The 15,269-nt window shown below is 70.6% G+C and carries 17 protein-coding genes; 10 read left to right on the forward strand and 7 right to left on the reverse strand.

Going from position 1 to position 15,269, the window contains the following annotated elements:
- Positions 1 to 83: 83 nt before the first annotated feature.
- Positions 84 to 1,007, reverse strand: coding sequence for a peptidylprolyl isomerase (locus CKO33_RS00445; protein WP_200178162.1), 924 nt, complete (start codon positions 1,005 to 1,007; stop codon positions 84 to 86).
- Between the two features lie 23 nt (positions 1,008 to 1,030).
- The gene (locus tag CKO33_RS00450; RefSeq protein WP_200178163.1) at positions 1,031 to 1,330 is read right to left on the reverse strand and encodes a YciI family protein; all 300 of its coding nucleotides are present in this window, start codon (positions 1,328 to 1,330) and stop codon (positions 1,031 to 1,033) included.
- Between the two features lie 140 nt (positions 1,331 to 1,470).
- Here CKO33_RS00450 and CKO33_RS00455 point away from each other — a divergent pair, with 140 nt between their 5' ends.
- From CKO33_RS00455 to scpB, 5 genes are read left to right on the forward strand one after another with little or no spacing between them, the layout of a single operon-like run.
- Entirely contained in the window at positions 1,471 to 2,109 is a 639-nt protein-coding gene (locus CKO33_RS00455; protein WP_200178168.1) for an L-threonylcarbamoyladenylate synthase, read from the forward strand.
- A complete protein-coding gene (locus CKO33_RS00460) occupies positions 2,109 to 2,789 on the forward strand; it encodes a site-2 protease family protein (protein WP_200178169.1) in 681 nt (226 codons plus the stop codon). The genes CKO33_RS00455 and CKO33_RS00460 overlap by 1 nt, the downstream gene beginning before the upstream one ends.
- Positions 2,790 to 2,842: 53 nt before the next feature.
- Complete coding sequence (locus CKO33_RS00465; RefSeq protein WP_200178170.1) at positions 2,843 to 4,060, forward strand: tryptophan--tRNA ligase; 1,218 nt, start codon at positions 2,843 to 2,845, stop codon at positions 4,058 to 4,060.
- A 5-nt stretch (positions 4,061 to 4,065) separates the two neighbouring features.
- Positions 4,066 to 4,932, forward strand: a complete 867-nt coding sequence (locus tag CKO33_RS00470) for a segregation and condensation protein A (protein WP_200178171.1) — start codon at positions 4,066 to 4,068, stop codon at positions 4,930 to 4,932.
- Positions 4,929 to 5,456 (forward strand): SMC-Scp complex subunit ScpB, encoded by a 528-nt coding sequence (gene scpB / locus CKO33_RS00475; RefSeq protein WP_200178174.1) that lies wholly within the window; start codon positions 4,929 to 4,931, stop codon positions 5,454 to 5,456. Before CKO33_RS00470 ends, scpB begins: the two co-directional genes overlap by 4 nt.
- A 24-nt stretch (positions 5,457 to 5,480) precedes the next feature.
- Here scpB and moaB read toward each other — a convergent pair whose 3' ends face one another.
- Entirely contained in the window at positions 5,481 to 5,999 is a 519-nt protein-coding gene (gene moaB, locus CKO33_RS00480) for a molybdenum cofactor biosynthesis protein B (protein WP_200178175.1), read from the reverse strand.
- 103 nt (positions 6,000 to 6,102) lie between these two features.
- On the opposite strand from moaB, the gene rluB reads away from it, so the two are divergent.
- The gene (gene rluB / locus CKO33_RS00485; protein ID WP_200178176.1) at positions 6,103 to 6,894 is read left to right on the forward strand and encodes a 23S rRNA pseudouridine(2605) synthase RluB; all 792 of its coding nucleotides are present in this window, start codon (positions 6,103 to 6,105) and stop codon (positions 6,892 to 6,894) included.
- On the forward strand, positions 6,891 to 7,544 hold the full coding sequence (locus tag CKO33_RS00490) for an endonuclease III domain-containing protein (RefSeq protein WP_200178178.1): 654 nt from the start codon (positions 6,891 to 6,893) through the stop codon (positions 7,542 to 7,544). Before rluB ends, CKO33_RS00490 begins: the two co-directional genes overlap by 4 nt.
- A gap of 6 nt (positions 7,545 to 7,550) precedes the next feature.
- Here the strand turns inward: CKO33_RS00490 and CKO33_RS00495 are convergent, their stop codons facing one another.
- The 4 genes from CKO33_RS00495 to hpnC all read right to left on the reverse strand — a co-directional run bounded on the left by CKO33_RS00495 (position 7,551) and on the right by hpnC (position 11,427).
- Positions 7,551 to 8,297 carry a YciK family oxidoreductase gene (locus CKO33_RS00495; protein WP_200178180.1) on the reverse strand — a complete coding sequence of 249 codons (747 nt, stop codon included), beginning with the start codon at positions 8,295 to 8,297 and terminating at the stop codon, positions 7,551 to 7,553.
- On the reverse strand, positions 8,294 to 9,625 hold the full coding sequence (hpnE, locus tag CKO33_RS00500) for a hydroxysqualene dehydroxylase HpnE (protein ID WP_200178182.1): 1,332 nt from the start codon (positions 9,623 to 9,625) through the stop codon (positions 8,294 to 8,296). The genes CKO33_RS00495 and hpnE overlap by 4 nt, the downstream gene beginning before the upstream one ends.
- Complete coding sequence (hpnD, locus tag CKO33_RS00505) at positions 9,622 to 10,485, reverse strand: presqualene diphosphate synthase HpnD (protein ID WP_200178189.1); 864 nt, start codon at positions 10,483 to 10,485, stop codon at positions 9,622 to 9,624. Before hpnD ends, hpnE begins: the two co-directional genes overlap by 4 nt.
- A 75-nt stretch (positions 10,486 to 10,560) precedes the next feature.
- Positions 10,561 to 11,427 (reverse strand): squalene synthase HpnC, encoded by an 867-nt coding sequence (gene hpnC, locus CKO33_RS00510; RefSeq protein ID WP_200178191.1) that lies wholly within the window; start codon positions 11,425 to 11,427, stop codon positions 10,561 to 10,563.
- Positions 11,428 to 11,554: 127 nt separating this feature from the next.
- Here hpnC and CKO33_RS00515 point away from each other — a divergent pair, with 127 nt between their 5' ends.
- The 3 genes from CKO33_RS00515 to CKO33_RS00525 all read left to right on the forward strand — a co-directional run bounded on the left by CKO33_RS00515 (position 11,555) and on the right by CKO33_RS00525 (position 15,264).
- Positions 11,555 to 12,169, forward strand: coding sequence for a GNAT family N-acetyltransferase (locus CKO33_RS00515; RefSeq protein WP_200178193.1), 615 nt, complete (start codon positions 11,555 to 11,557; stop codon positions 12,167 to 12,169).
- 273 nt (positions 12,170 to 12,442) lie between these two features.
- Positions 12,443 to 13,468 (forward strand): magnesium chelatase ATPase subunit I, encoded by a 1,026-nt coding sequence (gene bchI / locus CKO33_RS00520; RefSeq protein ID WP_200178195.1) that lies wholly within the window; start codon positions 12,443 to 12,445, stop codon positions 13,466 to 13,468.
- Positions 13,465 to 15,264, forward strand: coding sequence for a magnesium chelatase subunit D (locus CKO33_RS00525; RefSeq protein WP_200178197.1), 1,800 nt, complete (start codon positions 13,465 to 13,467; stop codon positions 15,262 to 15,264). Before bchI ends, CKO33_RS00525 begins: the two co-directional genes overlap by 4 nt.
- The last annotated feature ends 5 nt before the right edge of the window (positions 15,265 to 15,269 follow it).

Here is a 15,269-nt window from a genome sequence, read left to right on the forward strand (position 1 = left end):
GTCGGCCCCGGTGGAGCGGATGGAACATGGCCCGGTCGGCGTCGGGGAAGGTGCGCCGACCGGACCGATGGGTCAAAGGAGGGTCAGTCGGAGTCGGCGGCTGAATCCGCCCCATCCTGCGCAGTCGCGTCACCCTGGGGTGCCGTTTCCATCGCCGGGGTCCCGGCCGTGCCTCCTGGGTTGCCGCTCCCACCGTCGCGGATCTCGATGTCCGCTCCGGTACGCAGCTCCTCCACATAGTCCTGCAGGGCCCGGGTGGCCAGGATCTGCTGGATGCGCCCGCGCACCGATTCGAATTCCGGCGGCGTGCGTTCCCGGCTGTCCTCCCGCAGGATCACATGCCAGCCAAAGCGGGTCTCCACGGGCTCGGAGGTGTATTCCCCATCCTCCAGGCCCTGCACCGCCTCGGAGAAGGCCGGCACCATCTCCCCGGGGGTGAACCAGCCGAGATCGCCGCCGGCCTCGGCGGTGGGATCCCCCGAGTGCTCCCGGGCCAGATCCGTGAAGGCCGCGCCGTTGTCCAGGGCGGCGATCATCTCCACGGCCGTCTCCCGGTCATCCACCAGGATATGCCGCGCCCGGTATTCCCGGGTCTCCATGGCCGCCACCTGACGCTCGTACTCCTGGCGCAGGGCCTCCTCGGAGAGATCCAGGTCATCCACGTAGCGCTCCACCAGGGTGTTCACCAGCAGGTTGGTGCGGGTGCGCTCCAGCTGGTCCCGGACCCCGGGATCCTCGTCCAGGCCGCGTTCCAGGGCCTCCTGGCGCAGCAGCTCCATGTTCACCATCTCCTCCAGGGCGGCATCCCGGGAAGGGGCCTGGCCCGCACCGTGGCCGGCCATGCCGCGGAAGTCGATGAAGGCCTGGAGTTCCTGCTCACTGATGGGCACATCGTTGACCACGGCCACCGCATCGGCGGTGGAAGAGGCCGATTCCGGGTCCTGGGAGCAGGCACTGAGGGTGAGGGTGACGGCGGCCGCCAGGGCGGCATATCTGAATCGGGTCATGGGCTCTGCGCGTCCTCTCTGGATCAGGGAAAGACTTTCTTGAAGGGTTTGACAGTGACCTGGGCGTAGACCCCCGCGGCCATGTAGGGATCGTCGTCGGCCCAGGCGCGGGCCGCCTCCAGGGAGTCGAATTCGGCCACCACCAGGCTGCCGGTGAAGCCGGCCGGACCGGGGTCGGGGGCGTCCACCGCCGGGCAGGGACCGGCCAGCACCAGGCGACCGGCGTCCTGCAGGGCCTGCAGGCGTTCCAGGTGGGCGGGACGCGCCGCTTGCCGGCGCTCCAGGCTGTCCTCCACATCCTGACTGATGATCGCGTACAGCATTCGCCATCTCCTCCCGGGGCGTTGTCGCCTTCTTTGCGCTGAAAGGGTAACGCAGCGCCCGCCGGGAAAACAGGGCCACGGAACGGGGCCCGGGATCTGGTAGGATAACGGCCTGTGACCCAAACCCCGGGAGGGGCCCCATGAGCCGCGTGTTCGAGATCCATCCGGAGACCCCCCAGGCACGCCTCATCCGCCAGGCGGCGGAGGTGATCGGGGAGGGCGGCGTCATCGTCTATCCCACGGACTCCTGCTATGCCCTGGGCTGTGCCCTGGGGAACAAGGAGGGGATGGAGCGCATCCGCCGCATCCGCCAGCTGAATGATCAGTACCATCTGACCCTGGTGTGCCGGGATCTGTCCGAGATCGCCACCTACGCCAAGGTGGACAACACCGCCTACCGCTTCCTCAAGGCCATCACCCCGGGCCCCTACGCCTTCATCCTCAAGGCCACCCATGAGGTGCCGCGGCGCCTGCAGCACCCCAAACGCAAGACCGTGGGGCTGCGGGTGCCCGATCATCCCATCGCCCGGGATCTGCTGGAGGCGGTGGGCCAGCCTTTGATGAGCAGCACCCTGCAGCTCCCGGGGGACGAGTTGCCGCTGGCGGACAGCGTCGATATCCGCGAGCGCATGGCCCCCCTGGTGGATCTGGTGATCGACGGCGGTCCCTGCGGGCTGGAGCCCACCACAGTGATCGACTTCGAAGGGGAGGTGCCCCGGCTCCTGCGCCGGGGCAAGGGGGAGGTACCCCCGGGGGTCGAGGAGACGGGGACCGACTGATGGATCAGATCCTGCCGGTGATCGCCGTGGCCGCCCTGCCGGTCCTGTTCGCCATCACGTTGCACGAGGCGGCCCACGGCTTCGTGGCCGGAAAGCTGGGGGATCCCACGGCGCGTATGCTGGGCCGGCTCACCCTGAACCCCCTGCGGCACATCGATCCGGTGGGCACCCTGCTGGTGCCGGCGGGGCTGCTGGTGCTGGCCGTGCTCACGGCGGCCCCGCCGTTCATCTTCGGCTGGGCCCGGCCCGTGCCGGTGAACGTGAACAATCTGCGCCATCCCCGCCGGGGCATGGCCTGGGTGGCCGTGGCCGGTCCCGCCGCCAACCTGCTCATGGCCCTGTTCTGGGCCCTGGTGATGAAACTGGCCCTGATGCTCCAGGGGAGCCTGGACTGGGCGGCGATGCCCCTGCTGTACATGGGGATCGCCGGCATCACCGTCAATATCCTGCTGATGGTGCTCAACCTGCTGCCGCTGCCGCCCCTGGACGGGGGGCGGGTGGTGGCCGGTTTCCTGCCGCCCCGGCTCGCCGCGGGCTATGATCGCATCGAGCCCTATGGCCTGATCATCGTCCTGGGGCTGCTGTTCACGGGGGTGCTGGGGGCCGTTTTGTTCCCACTGGCAGGGGCCCTGACGGATGCCATCCGCCTCCTGTTCGGTCTGCCCGCCTGGCGCCCGTAACCCCATGGCCGTGAAGATCATCCACCACTGACGTCAATGTGCGAGGAGTCCCCTTGAGTTCCCTGCCGACACAACATCAGCGGGTCCTGTCGGGCATGCGCCCCACGGGCCGCCTGCACCTGGGCCACTACCACGGCGTACTGAAGAACTGGGTCGAACTGCAGCACGCCTACGAGTGCTTCTACTTCGTCGCCGACTGGCACGCCCTCACCACCCACTACGAGGATCCCCGGATCCTGGGGGAGAGCGTCTGGGAGATGGTGGTGGACTGGCTGGCGGCGGGGGTCAGCCCCGGCTCCTCCCGGATCTTCATCCAGTCCCGGGTGCCGGAGCACGCCGAGCTGCATCTCCTGCTGTCCATGATCACCCCCCTGGGGTGGCTGGAGCGGGTGCCCACCTACAAGGACCAGCAGGAAAAGCTCCGGGAACGGGATCTGGCCACCTATGGCTTTCTCGGCTATCCGCTGTTGCAGAGCGCCGACGTGCTCATCTACAAGGCGGGTCTGGTGCCGGTGGGCGAGGATCAGGTCTCGCACCTGGAGGTGACCCGGGAGGTGGCCCGGCGCTTCAACCACCTCTACGGCTGCGAGCCGGGTTTCGAGGAGAAGGCCGAGGCGGCGGTGGACAAGATGGGCAAGAAGAACGCCCGCATGTACCGTGACCTGCGCCGCCGCTATCAGGAAAAGGGTGAGGAGGAGGCCCTGGACGTGGCCCGGGCCCTGCTGGAGACGCAGCAGAATATCTCCCTGGGGGACCGGGAGCGGTTGTTCGGTTACCTGGAGGGGGGCGGTCGCATCATCCTGCCGGAGCCGGCGCCGCTGCTCACCAAGTCCTCCCGCATGCCGGGCCTGGACGGGCAGAAGATGTCCAAGTCCTACGGCAACACCATCGCCCTGCGGGATGAACCCGAGGACGTGGAGAAGAAGATCCGCACCATGCCCACCGACCCGGCGCGGGTGCGCCGCAGCGATCCGGGGGATCCGGACAAGTGCCCGGTATGGCAGCTGCACCAGGTCTATACCGATGAGTCGGTGCACGCCTGGGTGCAGGAGGGTTGCCGCAGCGCCGGCATCGGCTGCCTGGAGTGCAAGCGGCCCGTGGTGGATGCGGTCCTGGCCGAGCTCAAGCCCATGCAGGAGCGGGCGCGGGAGTACGAGAGCGATCCCAATCTGGTGCGTTCCGTGGTGGCCGAGGGCTGCGAGGCGGCCCGGGACATCGCCCGGGATACCCTGGAGGAGGTGCGTCGGGCCATGGGCCTGGGTTACCGCTGAAGGCCATGGAGGAGACGGGGGCCAAGCCGGCCGAGGAAACCCCTCCGCCCCCACAGGGCGGGGGGCAGGCTGCATCCGATCTGCCGTTGGCGCGGGTCCGGGGGGAACCCCTCACCTGCGTTCCCCAGGACCTGTACATCCCGCCGGATGCCCTGAAGGTGATCCTGGAGGCCTTCGAGGGGCCGCTGGACCTGCTGTTGTACCTCATCCGGCGCCAGAATCTGGATATCCTGGACATCCCCATCGCCGAGATCACGCGCCAGTACATCCGCTACATCGAACTCATGCGCGAGTTGCAGCTGGAGCTGGCGGCGGAGTATCTGGTGATGGCGGCCATGCTGGCGGAGATCAAGTCACGCATGCTCCTGCCCCGGCCCGCCGAGACCGAGGAGGAGGAAGACCCCCGGGCCGAACTGGTGCGCCGCCTGCAGGAATACGAGCGCATCCGCCAGGCGGCCCTGGATCTGGACCAGCTGCCGCGCCTGGAGCGGGATCTCTTCCAGGTGGCGGTGGAGCCGCCCCCCATGGAGCAGGTCCGTCCCCTGCCTCAAGTGGAATTGGATGAACTGCTGCGGGCCTTCTCACAGGTCCTGGGTCGGGCCGAGATGTTCAGCCACCACCAGGTGCAGCGCGAGCCCCTGTCCGTGCGCGAGCGCATGACCCGGGTGCTGGAGGCCCTGGAGGGGGGGCGGCAGGTGCCCTTCGGTGCCCTGTTCACCCCGGAGGAGGGACGCCGCGGTGTGGTCGTGACCTTCCTGGCCATCCTGGAACTCATCAAGGCCCGCATGGTGGACTGGGTGCAGGCGGAGGTGTACGCCCCCATCTATCTGCGCCCCGCAGGGGAGATGGCCCAGGCGGGGGACGGGGCATGACACCACAGGAGCTGCAGCGCATCCTGGAGGGGGCCCTCATGGCCGCCCAGCGTCCCCTCTCCCTGAAGGAGCTGGAAGGCCTGTTCCCGGAGGTGGAGCGTCCGGGGCGGGAGGAACTGAAGGCGGCCCTGGCGGCCCTGGAGCAGGCCTGCGAGGGGCGGGGCTATGCCCTGCGCCAGGTGGGCAGCGGCTACCGCTTCCAGGTGCGGGAGGAGCTGGCCCCCTGGGTGTCGCGGCTGTGGGAGGAGAAGCCCCCCCGCTACAGCCGCGCCCTCTTGGAGACCCTGGCCCTGATCGCTTACCGTCAGCCCATCACCCGGGCCGAGATCGAGGAGGTGCGCGGGGTGACGGTGAGTTCCCAGATCATCCGCACCCTCACGGAACGGGAGTGGATCCGGGTGGTGGGCCACAAGGACGTGCCGGGGCGTCCCGCCCTGTTCGCCACCACCCCCGGCTTCCTGGACTATTTCAACCTGTCCTCCCTGGACGATCTGCCCACCCTGGCGGAAATCCGGGAACCGTAGCCGGGAGGGGCATCGGCGGCCCTCCTATTCCTTCAGCCGGGGCAGGAGCGCCGCCAGGTTGCAGGGCCGCGTGCGCCGGTCCAGCTGCGGGCCCAGGATGCCGTTCCAGGCGGTGCGGCAGGCCCCCGGGGAACCGGGCAGGCAGAACACCCAGGTGCCGTTGGCCACCCCGGCCAGGGCACGGGACTGCAGCGCCGCCGCGCCGATCTCCGCGAAGGAGAGGCTGCGGAACAGCTCGCCGAATCCCTCCAGGGGCTTGTCCAGCAGCGGCGCCACCGCCTCCGGGGTGCCGTCGCGCCCCGTCACCCCGGTGCCCCCCGTGGTGACGATGGCCTGCACATGGGGGTCGGCGATCCACTGGGAGACCACGGCGCGGATGCGGTAGCGGTCGTCGGGGACCAGGCGGCGGTCCTCCAGGGTGTGGCCGGCCTCATGGATGGCTTCCACCAGCACGGCCCCGGAACGGTCCTCGGTGGCCCCGCGGGAGTCGGAGACGGTGAGCACGGCGATGGCGACGGGGATGAACTCGGGGGTCTCGGGCATGGTTCCGGGCCTGTGGCACAATAAAAGGCTGTCAGTAAACTGGATCACCCCGTCCCCTGGCAAGGGGCGGTGCCCCTCCATCTCCCTGCATACGGAATACCTGATGAGCGAACGTCTCCACAAGATGCTGGCCCGGGCGGGCCTGGGTTCACGGCGTGAAGTGGAGCGCTGGATCGCCCAGGGATGGGTCACCATCAACGGCCGCGTGGCCCGGCCCGGGGATCAGGCCGGGCCCGACGACGAGATCGCCGTCCAGGGGCGCCCGGTGTCCACCCGCGCCCCCGAGGCCCGGGTGGTGGCCTATCACAAGCCCGAGGGGGAGGTGACCGCCCGCAAGGATCCGGAGGGGCGGCCCACGGTGTTCCAGCATCTGCCGAAGCTGCGCCAGGGGCGCTGGGTGAGCATCGGCCGACTGGACCTGAACACCTCGGGGCTGTTGCTGTTCACCACCGACGGGGAACTGGCCCACCGCCTCATGCACCCCTCCGCGGGCGTGGAGCGGGAATACGCCGTGCGCGTCCTGGGGGCGGTGGAGCCCGGGGTGCTGGAGCGGCTGTGCCAGGGGGTGGAACTGGAGGATGGTCCGGCGCGCTTCGATGCCATCCGGGATGCCGGTGGCAGCGGGGCCAATCACTGGTATCACGTGATCCTGCGGGAGGGACGCAACCGCGAGGTGCGCCGGCTGTGGAACGCTGAGGGGATCACCGTCAGCCGCCTCATCCGGGTGCGCTATGGACCCGTGGCCCTGGGCACCGGCCTGCGCCTGGGGCGCTGGCGGGCCCTGGAGCCCGGCGAGATGCAGGCCCTGTACGAGGCCGCCGGTCTGGCCGCGCCGCGCCAGCACGCCCCCCGCATGGCCCGCCCACCCCGTACGCGACGCGCCCCCAGGCGATGAGTCCCGGGCGCCTGCGTCGGGTCTTCCGCCTGCTTTCGGACCACCACGGACCCATGCACTGGTGGCCCGGGGAGACCCCTTTCGAGGTGATGGTGGGGGCCATCCTCACCCAGAACACGGCCTGGTCCAACGTGGAACGGGCCATCGCCGCCCTCAAGGAGGCCGGGCCCCTGGAACCCGCCGCCCTGCTGGCGCTGCCGGAAGGGGAACTGGCGGCGCGGATCCGTCCCTCGGGGTATTACAACGTCAAGGCCCGGCGTCTGCAGGCCTTCTGTCAATGGCTGCTGGATGCCGGTGGTGAGCCGGCCCTGCGCGAACGCCCCACCGAGAGCCTGCGTCCGGCGTTGCTGGCGGTGAAGGGCATTGGTCCGGAGACCGCCGACGATATCCTGCTCTATGCCCTGGAGCGGCCCGTGTTCGTGGTGGATGCCTACACCCGGCGGCTGTTCTCGCGCCTGGGGCTCGCCCCCGCCGACGCCCCCTACGAGACCCTGCGTGCCGGTGTGGAATCGGCCCTGGGGCCGGATGTGCCGGTGTTCAACGAATTGCATGCCCTGATCGTGCAGCACGGCAAGGCCGTGTGCCGGCCCCGTCCCCGCTGCGGCGACTGTATCCTGCGCCGGGAATGCCCCGTGGGGGGCACGGCGTAGGCCGCCTCAGGCCAGCTGGAGGTTCTCGCCGGTGGTGCCCCGGGACTCCGGCCCCAGCAGGTAGAGGTAGGGGGCGATCACCTCCTCGGGCGGGGGGTTCTTCTCCGGGGCCTCGCCGGGATAGTGGTCGATGCGCATGTGGGTGCGCACCGGGCCGGTGTCCACCCCGTTCACCCGTATGCGTTCGCTGCCCTGGTATTCCGCCGCCAGGATGCGCATGAGCCCCAGCTGACCCGCCTTGGCCACGCCAAAGGCGCCCCAGAAGGCCTTCTGGCAGTCATGGGTGGAGAACACGACACTGGGGTCCGGGGCCTTCTCCAGCACCGGCAGGAGGGCGTGGGTGAGCAGGAAGGGGGCGTTCAGGTTGGTGGCCATGACCCGTGCCCAGAGCTCCAGCGGATAGTGGCGCATGGGGGTGAGGCTGCCGATCCAGCCGGCGTTGTTCACCAGCCCGTCCAGGCGGCCGAACTCACCATCCAGGTTGTCCGCCAGGTCCTGATGGTCCTTGGCGGTGGCCCCCTCCAGGTTCATGGGGTAGATGGCCGGCTGGGGACCGCCGGCGGCCTCGATCTCGTCGTACACCTTCTCCAGGCGCTTGATGACCTTGTCCAGCAGCACCACCGTGGCCCCGTGCCGGGCGCTGGCCAGGGCCAGGGCGCGGCCGATGCCGTCGGCGGCGCCGGTGATCAGGATCACCCGGTCCTTGAGCAGGTCCGGGGCCGGCTGATAATCGAGCAGGGGATGTGCGGTCATGGGGCGGGGGTCGTTCCTCGGGTCGTTTGGGTCATGGCTCGGGCGCATTGTACCCCACTGATCACCGCCCCCTCGAGTGTCCCGGGCAGGCCCGTGGCGGTGTAGTCCCCCGCAAGCCAGAGATCCGGCAGGGGGGTGGCGTTGTCCGGGCGCAGGGCGTCGCAGTCCACCCCGGCGCGGAAGGTGGCCTGCCGTTCCCGGATCACCCAGCTTTGCCGTGGTCGCCCCCATTCGGGGAAGAAGACCGCCAGTTCCTCCCGGATGCGCCCCGCCAGGGCCTGGCGGTCCAGGGCCATGTGGGGCCCGGAGGCGGAGATCACCACGGCCATGCGCCCGGGTTCCCCCACGAAGCGGCGGTCGAAGACCCACTGACCCGTGGTGCCCAGCAGACCCAGCAGGGGGGTGGGCAGCCGGGCCGACTCGGTATACTGCAGATAGACCGTGCAGATGGGTTCGGTCTCCAGGCGGCGCAGGCGGTCCACCGTATCGGCCAGGCCCGGCAGGGGGGCCAGCAGGTGCGCCGCCTCGGGATGGGCGGTGGCCAGCACCACCCGCTTTGCGGCCAGGGTGTCCCCGCCGCGCAGGGCCAGGGTGAATCCGCCGCCGGGGTGGGGCTGCAGGGCCTGCACGCGGGTGCGGGTATGCACGCGGGCGCCGTGGGCGCGCAACCAGCGCACGGCCGGGTCCGGCAGGGCGGCGCTCAAGGACCCCCGGGGCATGAGCAGGTCGGCGTGGCTGCGGTGCCCGCTGAAGGCCCCGCGCATGACCGCCGTGAACAGCCGCGCGGAGGCCCGCTCCGGTGCGGTGTTGAGGGTGGCCACGCACAGGGGGGCCCAGAGGCCGTCGATGAGGCACCCGGGCTGGCGGTAGCGGTGCAGGAGGGCGAGCACGGAACAGTCTTCCTGTCCCTGCCAGCGCATGAGGCGGGCCAGGCCGGGCAGGGCCCGCAGGCGTGCCAGGGCGGGCAGCCCCCGGGCCGTGAGCAGCCCCCCCAGCAGGTGCAGCGGGGTGGGCAGGTAGAGGCTGGAGAGGCCAATGTCCGCTGACCCGGCGCGGCGGATACCCAGGTCCATGGGCAGGCGCAGGAAGGCCGCCGATTCCTGTACCCCCAACTCGCGCACCAGGTCCAGGGTCTCGCCGTAGGCCCCGAGCAGCAGGTGCTGGCCGTTGTCCAGCCGGGTCCCGGCCAGGTCCACGCCCCGGGCGCGTCCCCCGGGGTGGGGTGCCGCCTCCAGCAGGGTCACCGCCTCGCCGGCCTGGGTCAGGCGCACGGCGGCCGCCAGTCCCGCCCAGCCGGCGCCGATGACGCAGACCCCTGCGGGTGTCATGGGCGATCGCCGCGGCGCTGATGCCGTCGTTCCCGGCGGGCGGTGCGCCAGGCGATCCACAGCTTGCGCAGGGGGGTGAGGTGGATGCGGTGTTCCAGTACGCGGTAGCCGTCCTCGGCGATCTCGTCCAGCAGGCTGCGGTAGATGGCGGCCATGATGATGCCGCTGCGCTGGGCGTAGCGGTCCGTCTCGGGCAGATGGGCGAAGGCGCGGCGGTAGTATTCCCGCGCCCGGTCCGCCTGGAAGGCGAACAGGGCCTGCAGCCGTTCGGAGGTCTGCGGGCGCTGCAGGTCCCGCGGGTCCACGCCGAATTTCTCCAGCTCGTCCAGGGGGATGTAGATGCGACCCCGGCGGGCGTCCTCGAGCACGTCCCGCAGGATATTGGTGAGCTGGAAGGCCATGCCCAGGTCATGGGCGTAACGGGCGGTTTCCCGGTCCTGATAGCCGAAGATCTCCGCCGACAGGAGTCCCACCACACTGGCCACGCGGTAGCAGTAGAGGGAGAGTTCGGTGAAGGTGGGATAGGCATCGAAGTCCAGATCCATCTGCATGCCATCGATCACCTCCTGGAAGTGCTCCTGGGGGAGATGGAAGCGTTCCAGACTGGGCTGCAGGGCCTGGCCCACCGGGTGGCTGGGGCGTCCCGCGAAGGTCTCCCGCACCTGCTCGCGCCACCAGTCCAGCTTCTTGCGGGCCACGTCCGGTTCGCGGCATTCGTCCACCACGTCGTCCACCTCCCGGCAGAAGGCGTAGAGGGCGGTGATGGCCCGGCGCCGCTCCGGGGGCAGGAAGAGGAAACTGTAGTAGAAGCTGGAGCCGCTGGCGGCGGCCTTTTTCTGGCAGTACTGGTCGGGGGTCATGGATCCGGATGCAGGTTGCCGTTGAGGGGATAAATTACCACAGGGCTGCGGTGGAAATGGGGGGCACGATCCGTTTCACGCCCGGCCGGCCAGGGCGCGCAGGAGGATGAGGCCGTAGTCCGCCCCCCGCAGGCGGGGGCGGGAAAACAGGTCCGTCTCCTGCTGGCGCAGCCGCGTCAGCACCCGTCCGCCGGCGGCGATGATCAGGCGGATCTCCAGGCCGATGCGTCCCGGCAGCATGGCCCCGAGGGGGGCGCCCTGGTGCAGCCGTTCCCCGGCGCGCTGGAACTGGTGATGCATCAGGGCACGGAAGGCGTCGTCGGTGATGCGGTGACGGAAATGGTCCTCGTCCACGCCGAAGGCCCGCATCTCCTCCCGGGGGATGTAGATGCGTCCCAGCTCGTGAAAGTCCTGCGCCAGATCCTGATAGAAGTTGATCAGCTGCAGGGCGGTGCAGACCGCATCCGAGCGGGCGATGCGTTCCGCATCCGCCCGGTCGCACAGGTGCAGCAGCAGTCGTCCCACGGGATTGGCGGAGCAGCGGCAGTAGGATTCCAGGTCGGCAAAGTCCTCATAGCGCTTCTGGGTGATGTCCCGGCGGAAGGCCTGCAACAGGTCATGGAAGGGTTGTGCGGGCAGGTGGTGCGCCGCCATGGCATGGGCCAGGGCGATGAAGGTGGCATCCTCGTCCGGATCGCCGGCGGCGGCCGCGTCCAGTTTGCGGCCCAGGTCATCCAGGCCCCGCAGCCGCTGCTCAGCCGACCCACCCCCCTCGTCGGCCAGGTCGTCACCACGGCGGGCGAAGCTGTAGATGGCCGCCACCGGGCGCCGCAGCCGGGGGGGGAGCAGGCGCGAGGCCACCGGAAAGTTCTCGTAATGGCTGCGGGCCTGCTGCAGGCACTGGCCATAGGCCCGTTCGACGGCTTCGGGGAGCGGATACATGGCGCCGGGGGGAGTTGGATGCGGGGTCAGTGTACCCGCGGTGGTGCGGGTGGGCCATGGCCCCGCGGCGCCCCGCTATCCAAGGAAGGCCCCGCGGCGTAGGATGATGCCCACCGAGACATCACCCGTGCAGCCGCAGGGGGAGGAGATGAGCCTGATCCGTCCGCGTCACCGGCAGGATCCCCATGCCACACCCCGGGGCGGGGCCGCGGCACGTCCCGCGCCTTCCGCCCGCCACCGCTTCCCCGTTCAGTGGGGGCGGGGAAACCAGATTCGCCCCCTGCGCGAGGGGGACGTGCAGGGGATCCCCGCCCTGCTGGCCCATCCCGGGGAACTGGCCTGGGTCTTTCCGGGGGCCCCCTATCCTCCGGATCCGCAATGGCTGGAGGCGGCCCTGGCCGGGTGCCGGGAGGTGGCCGTCTGTGCCGAGCGGGGGCGCATCGTGGCCCTGGCGGCCCTGCGGGACCCGCAGCCCGGAGGGGCCGCGTTCATCGAACACCTGGTGGTGCACCCGCAGCGCCGTTGCCGCGGCATCGGCAGCCTTCTGCTCAGGCATCTCCTGCAGCAGGCCTTCCACCAGCACCGCTGCCGCGAGGCCCATGCCCGGGTCTGCAGCGATCACCTGCCCGCCACCCTGTTCTTCTACGAGGCCGGTTTCCTGCCCTACGGCATCGATGCAGGGGCCGATGCCGGGGCCGTGCTGCGGCTGCGGCTGGGCCGCCGGGACTTCGAGGAGGGGTGACGGGCGACGCTGACCACGGTCAATTGCGTCGGCTGGACGGGCTTTGTTTTTTGTCCCGATTCATGGATCATTACGCGCTTTATGCGGCGGTCCCAAGTCCCCTGCGGCCTGCTTCCCCTCCGGTGCGGGGCGCACCATGGGCCGTTGAGGACCCGGCCGCTGCGGGATGGCGCACATGCCCGGGGCACGGCGCTCCGGGGCCGAATTCAAACCACGGCAGGGGCACGGCGTCCTACGCGTGCCCGTCCGCGATCTAAGGCAGACAAGAACGACATGGCTTTTACCTTTCCGTTTTCCGCAATAGTGGCGCAGGACGAGATGAAGCTCGCCCTGTTGATCTCCGCCATCGATCAGAGCATCGGCGGGGTGCTGGTCTTCGGTGACCGGGGCACGGGCAAGTCCACCACGGTGCGTGCCCTGGCGGCCCTGCTGCCGCCCATGGAGGCCGTGGAGAAGTGCCCCTACGGCTGCGCCCCCGACCAGCCCGCCGGTCTGTGCCCGTCCTGCCAGCATCTGGGGGAGGGGGAGACCCCCAAGAGCCACAAGGTGCCGGTGCCGGTGGTGGACATGCCCCTGGGGGTGACGGAGGACCGGGTCGTGGGCGCCCTGGACCTGGAGCGGGCCCTGACCCAGGGGGAAAAGGCCTTCGAGCCGGGGCTGCTGGCCCGGGCCCACCGGGGCTTCCTCTATATCGACGAGGTGAACCTGCTGGAGGACCACCTGGTGGACCTGCTGCTGGACGTGGCCGCCTCCGGCGAGAACGTGGTGGAGCGCGAGGGCCTGAGTGTGCGCCATCCCGCCAAGTTCGTCCTCATCGGTTCCGGCAACCCGGAGGAGGGGGAACTGCGGCCGCAGCTGCTGGACCGCTTCGGCCTTTCGGTGGAGATCAGCACCCCGGAGGATCTCAAGACGCGGGTGGAGGTGGTGCGCCGCCGGGACGAGTTCGAGAAGGATCCGGAGGCCTTCATCGCCCGCTGGCAGGAACATGACGTGGCGCTGCGGGACAAGATCCTGGCGGGCCGCGATCTGTTGCCGGATGTGGTGGTGCCCGACGCCGCCCTGGAGCGGGCCGCCCAGCTCTGCCTGAGCCTGGGTACCGACGGCCTGCGCGGGGAACTGACCCTGATCCGCGCCGCCCGCGCCCTGGCCGCCTTCGACGGCGACCGGGAAGTGAGCGATGAACATCTCAAGCGGGTGGCTCCGCCGGCCCTGCGCCACCGCCTGCGGCGCAATCCCCTGGACGATGCCGGCTCCAATGTCCGCGTGGGCCGTGCCATCGAGGAGCTGTTCGGCGCATGACCGAATCCGCGGCACTGGAACTGACCCCCTGGGAGCTGGCCAGCATCGCCGCCGGTCTGTTCGCCGTGGACCCCGCCGGTTGCGGCGGGGTGGCGTTGAAGGCCCACGCCGGTCCGGTGCGGGACCGCTGGCTGGAACTGTTGCGGGGGCTGCTGCCCGCATCCGCCCCCATGCGCCGCCTGCCGTTGCACATCGCCGATGGCCGCCTGCTGGGTGGTCTGGACCTGGCCGCCACCCTCAAGGCCGGTCGTCCCATCGCCGAGCGCGGGCTGCTGGCGGAGAGCGATGGCGGCGTCGTGGTGGCGGCCATGGCCGAGCGCCTGACACCGGCCACCGCCGGCCGCATGGCGGCGGTGATGGATGCCCATGAGGTGCGCCTGGAACGGGATGGCCTGGGCATGCGTCTGCCCACCCGCTTCGGTGTGGTGGCCCTGGACGAGGGGGTGGCCGAGGAGGAGCAGGTGCCCCATGTCCTCTCCGACCGCCTGGCCTTCCACCTGGATCTGATCCCCGTGTCCACGCGCGAGGTGGCCCCTTCCCTGTGGACGGCGGACGAGGTCCTGGCCGCGCGCCAGCGGCTGGCCAGCGTGGAGGCGGGGGATGAGATCCTGGAGGCCCTGTGCGGTGCCGCCGTTTCCCTGGGGATCGCCTCGTTGCGCGTTCCCTTCCTGGCCCTGCGGGTGGCCCGGGCGGCGGCGGCCCTGGACGGCCGCGATACCATCTCCCAGGAGGATGCCACCCTGGCCGCCCGGCTGGTGCTGGCCCCGCGGGCCACGATGCTGCCCGCCGCGGAAGAGGAGAATGAGGAGCCCCAGGAGCAGGAGCCCCCGCCGCCGGAAGACCAGCAGCAGGAAGAGCCGTCCGAGGAGGAGCATCAGGACCCCGCCGACATGGACAAGCCCCTGGAGGACCGGGTGCTGGAGGCGGCCAAGGCCTCCCTGCCGGCGGGGTTGCTGGCCCAGCTGAAGATGGGGGCGGGGAGCCGTTCCCGTTCCTCCACGCCGGGCAAGGCCGGTGCCCTGCAGCAGGGCAACCGCCGGGGCCGCCCGGTGGGCACCCGCCGCGGGGAACTGCGCGCCGGCGCCCGGCTCAACGTCATCGAGACCCTGCGGGCGGCCGCCCCGTGGCAGCCCCTGCGCCGTGCCCATGCCCTGGCGGAGGACCCCGAGGGCAGCCGTCGCGGGCCCCGGGTGCATGTGCGCCGGGACGATTTCCGCATCACCCGCTTCAAGCAGCGTACCGAGACCACCACCATCTTCGCCGTGGACGCCTCCGGCTCCGCCGCCCTGCACCGCCTGGCGGAGGCCAAGGGGGCGGTGGAACTGTTGCTGGCGGACTGCTATGTACGCCGTGACAGCGTCGGCATGATCGCCTTCCGCGGGCAGGGGGCCGAACTGCTGCTGCCCCCCACCCGCTCCCTGGTGCGGGCCAAGCGCAGCCTGGCGGCACTGCCCGGGGGCGGGGGTACGCCCCTGGCGGCCGCCATCGACGCGGTGCGGGAACTGGCGGAATCGGTGCAGCGCCGCGGGGATTCCCCCGTGGCGGTCTTCCTTACCGACGGCCGTGCCAATATCGCCCGGGACGGTGCCACCGGCCGCGCCAAGGCCACCGAGGATGCCCTGGCCGCGGCCCGGGAACTGGCGGGCCAGGGGGTGAAGACCATCCTGGTGGACACCTCCCCCCGTCCCCAGCGCAGCGCCCAGGAACTGGCCCGGGCACTGGATGCCCAGTACCTGCCGTTGCCCCACGCCGACGCCGCCAGCCTCTCCAGCGCGGTGCAGACGGCCACCGGCTGAGCCAG

The sequence above is a fragment of the Ectothiorhodospira mobilis genome, from assembly GCF_016584115.1.
Taxonomy (GTDB): Bacteria; Pseudomonadota; Gammaproteobacteria; order Ectothiorhodospirales; family Ectothiorhodospiraceae; genus Ectothiorhodospira; species Ectothiorhodospira mobilis.

Coding starts and splice junctions, on each gene's coding strand:
- bchI (WP_200178195.1), top strand. CDS start 12,443: ATGGCTTTTACCTTTCCGTTTTCCGCAATAGTGGCGCAGGACGAGATG.
- CKO33_RS00490 (WP_200178178.1), top strand. CDS start 6,891: ATGAGTCCCGGGCGCCTGCGTCGGGTCTTCCGCCTGCTTTCGGACCAC.
- moaB (WP_200178175.1), bottom strand. CDS start 5,999: ATGCCCGAGACCCCCGAGTTCATCCCCGTCGCCATCGCCGTGCTCACC.
- CKO33_RS00445 (WP_200178162.1), bottom strand. CDS start 1,007: ATGACCCGATTCAGATATGCCGCCCTGGCGGCCGCCGTCACCCTCACC.
- CKO33_RS00455 (WP_200178168.1), top strand. CDS start 1,471: ATGAGCCGCGTGTTCGAGATCCATCCGGAGACCCCCCAGGCACGCCTC.
- CKO33_RS00525 (WP_200178197.1), top strand. CDS start 13,465: ATGACCGAATCCGCGGCACTGGAACTGACCCCCTGGGAGCTGGCCAGC.
- hpnC (WP_200178191.1), bottom strand. CDS start 11,427: ATGTATCCGCTCCCCGAAGCCGTCGAACGGGCCTATGGCCAGTGCCTG.
- CKO33_RS00460 (WP_200178169.1), top strand. CDS start 2,109: ATGGATCAGATCCTGCCGGTGATCGCCGTGGCCGCCCTGCCGGTCCTG.
- scpB (WP_200178174.1), top strand. CDS start 4,929: ATGACACCACAGGAGCTGCAGCGCATCCTGGAGGGGGCCCTCATGGCC.
- CKO33_RS00450 (WP_200178163.1), bottom strand. CDS start 1,330: ATGCTGTACGCGATCATCAGTCAGGATGTGGAGGACAGCCTGGAGCGC.
- hpnE (WP_200178182.1), bottom strand. CDS start 9,625: ATGACACCCGCAGGGGTCTGCGTCATCGGCGCCGGCTGGGCGGGACTG.
- CKO33_RS00495 (WP_200178180.1), bottom strand. CDS start 8,297: ATGACCGCACATCCCCTGCTCGATTATCAGCCGGCCCCGGACCTGCTC.
- hpnD (WP_200178189.1), bottom strand. CDS start 10,485: ATGACCCCCGACCAGTACTGCCAGAAAAAGGCCGCCGCCAGCGGCTCC.
- CKO33_RS00470 (WP_200178171.1), top strand. CDS start 4,066: ATGGAGGAGACGGGGGCCAAGCCGGCCGAGGAAACCCCTCCGCCCCCA.
- rluB (WP_200178176.1), top strand. CDS start 6,103: ATGAGCGAACGTCTCCACAAGATGCTGGCCCGGGCGGGCCTGGGTTCA.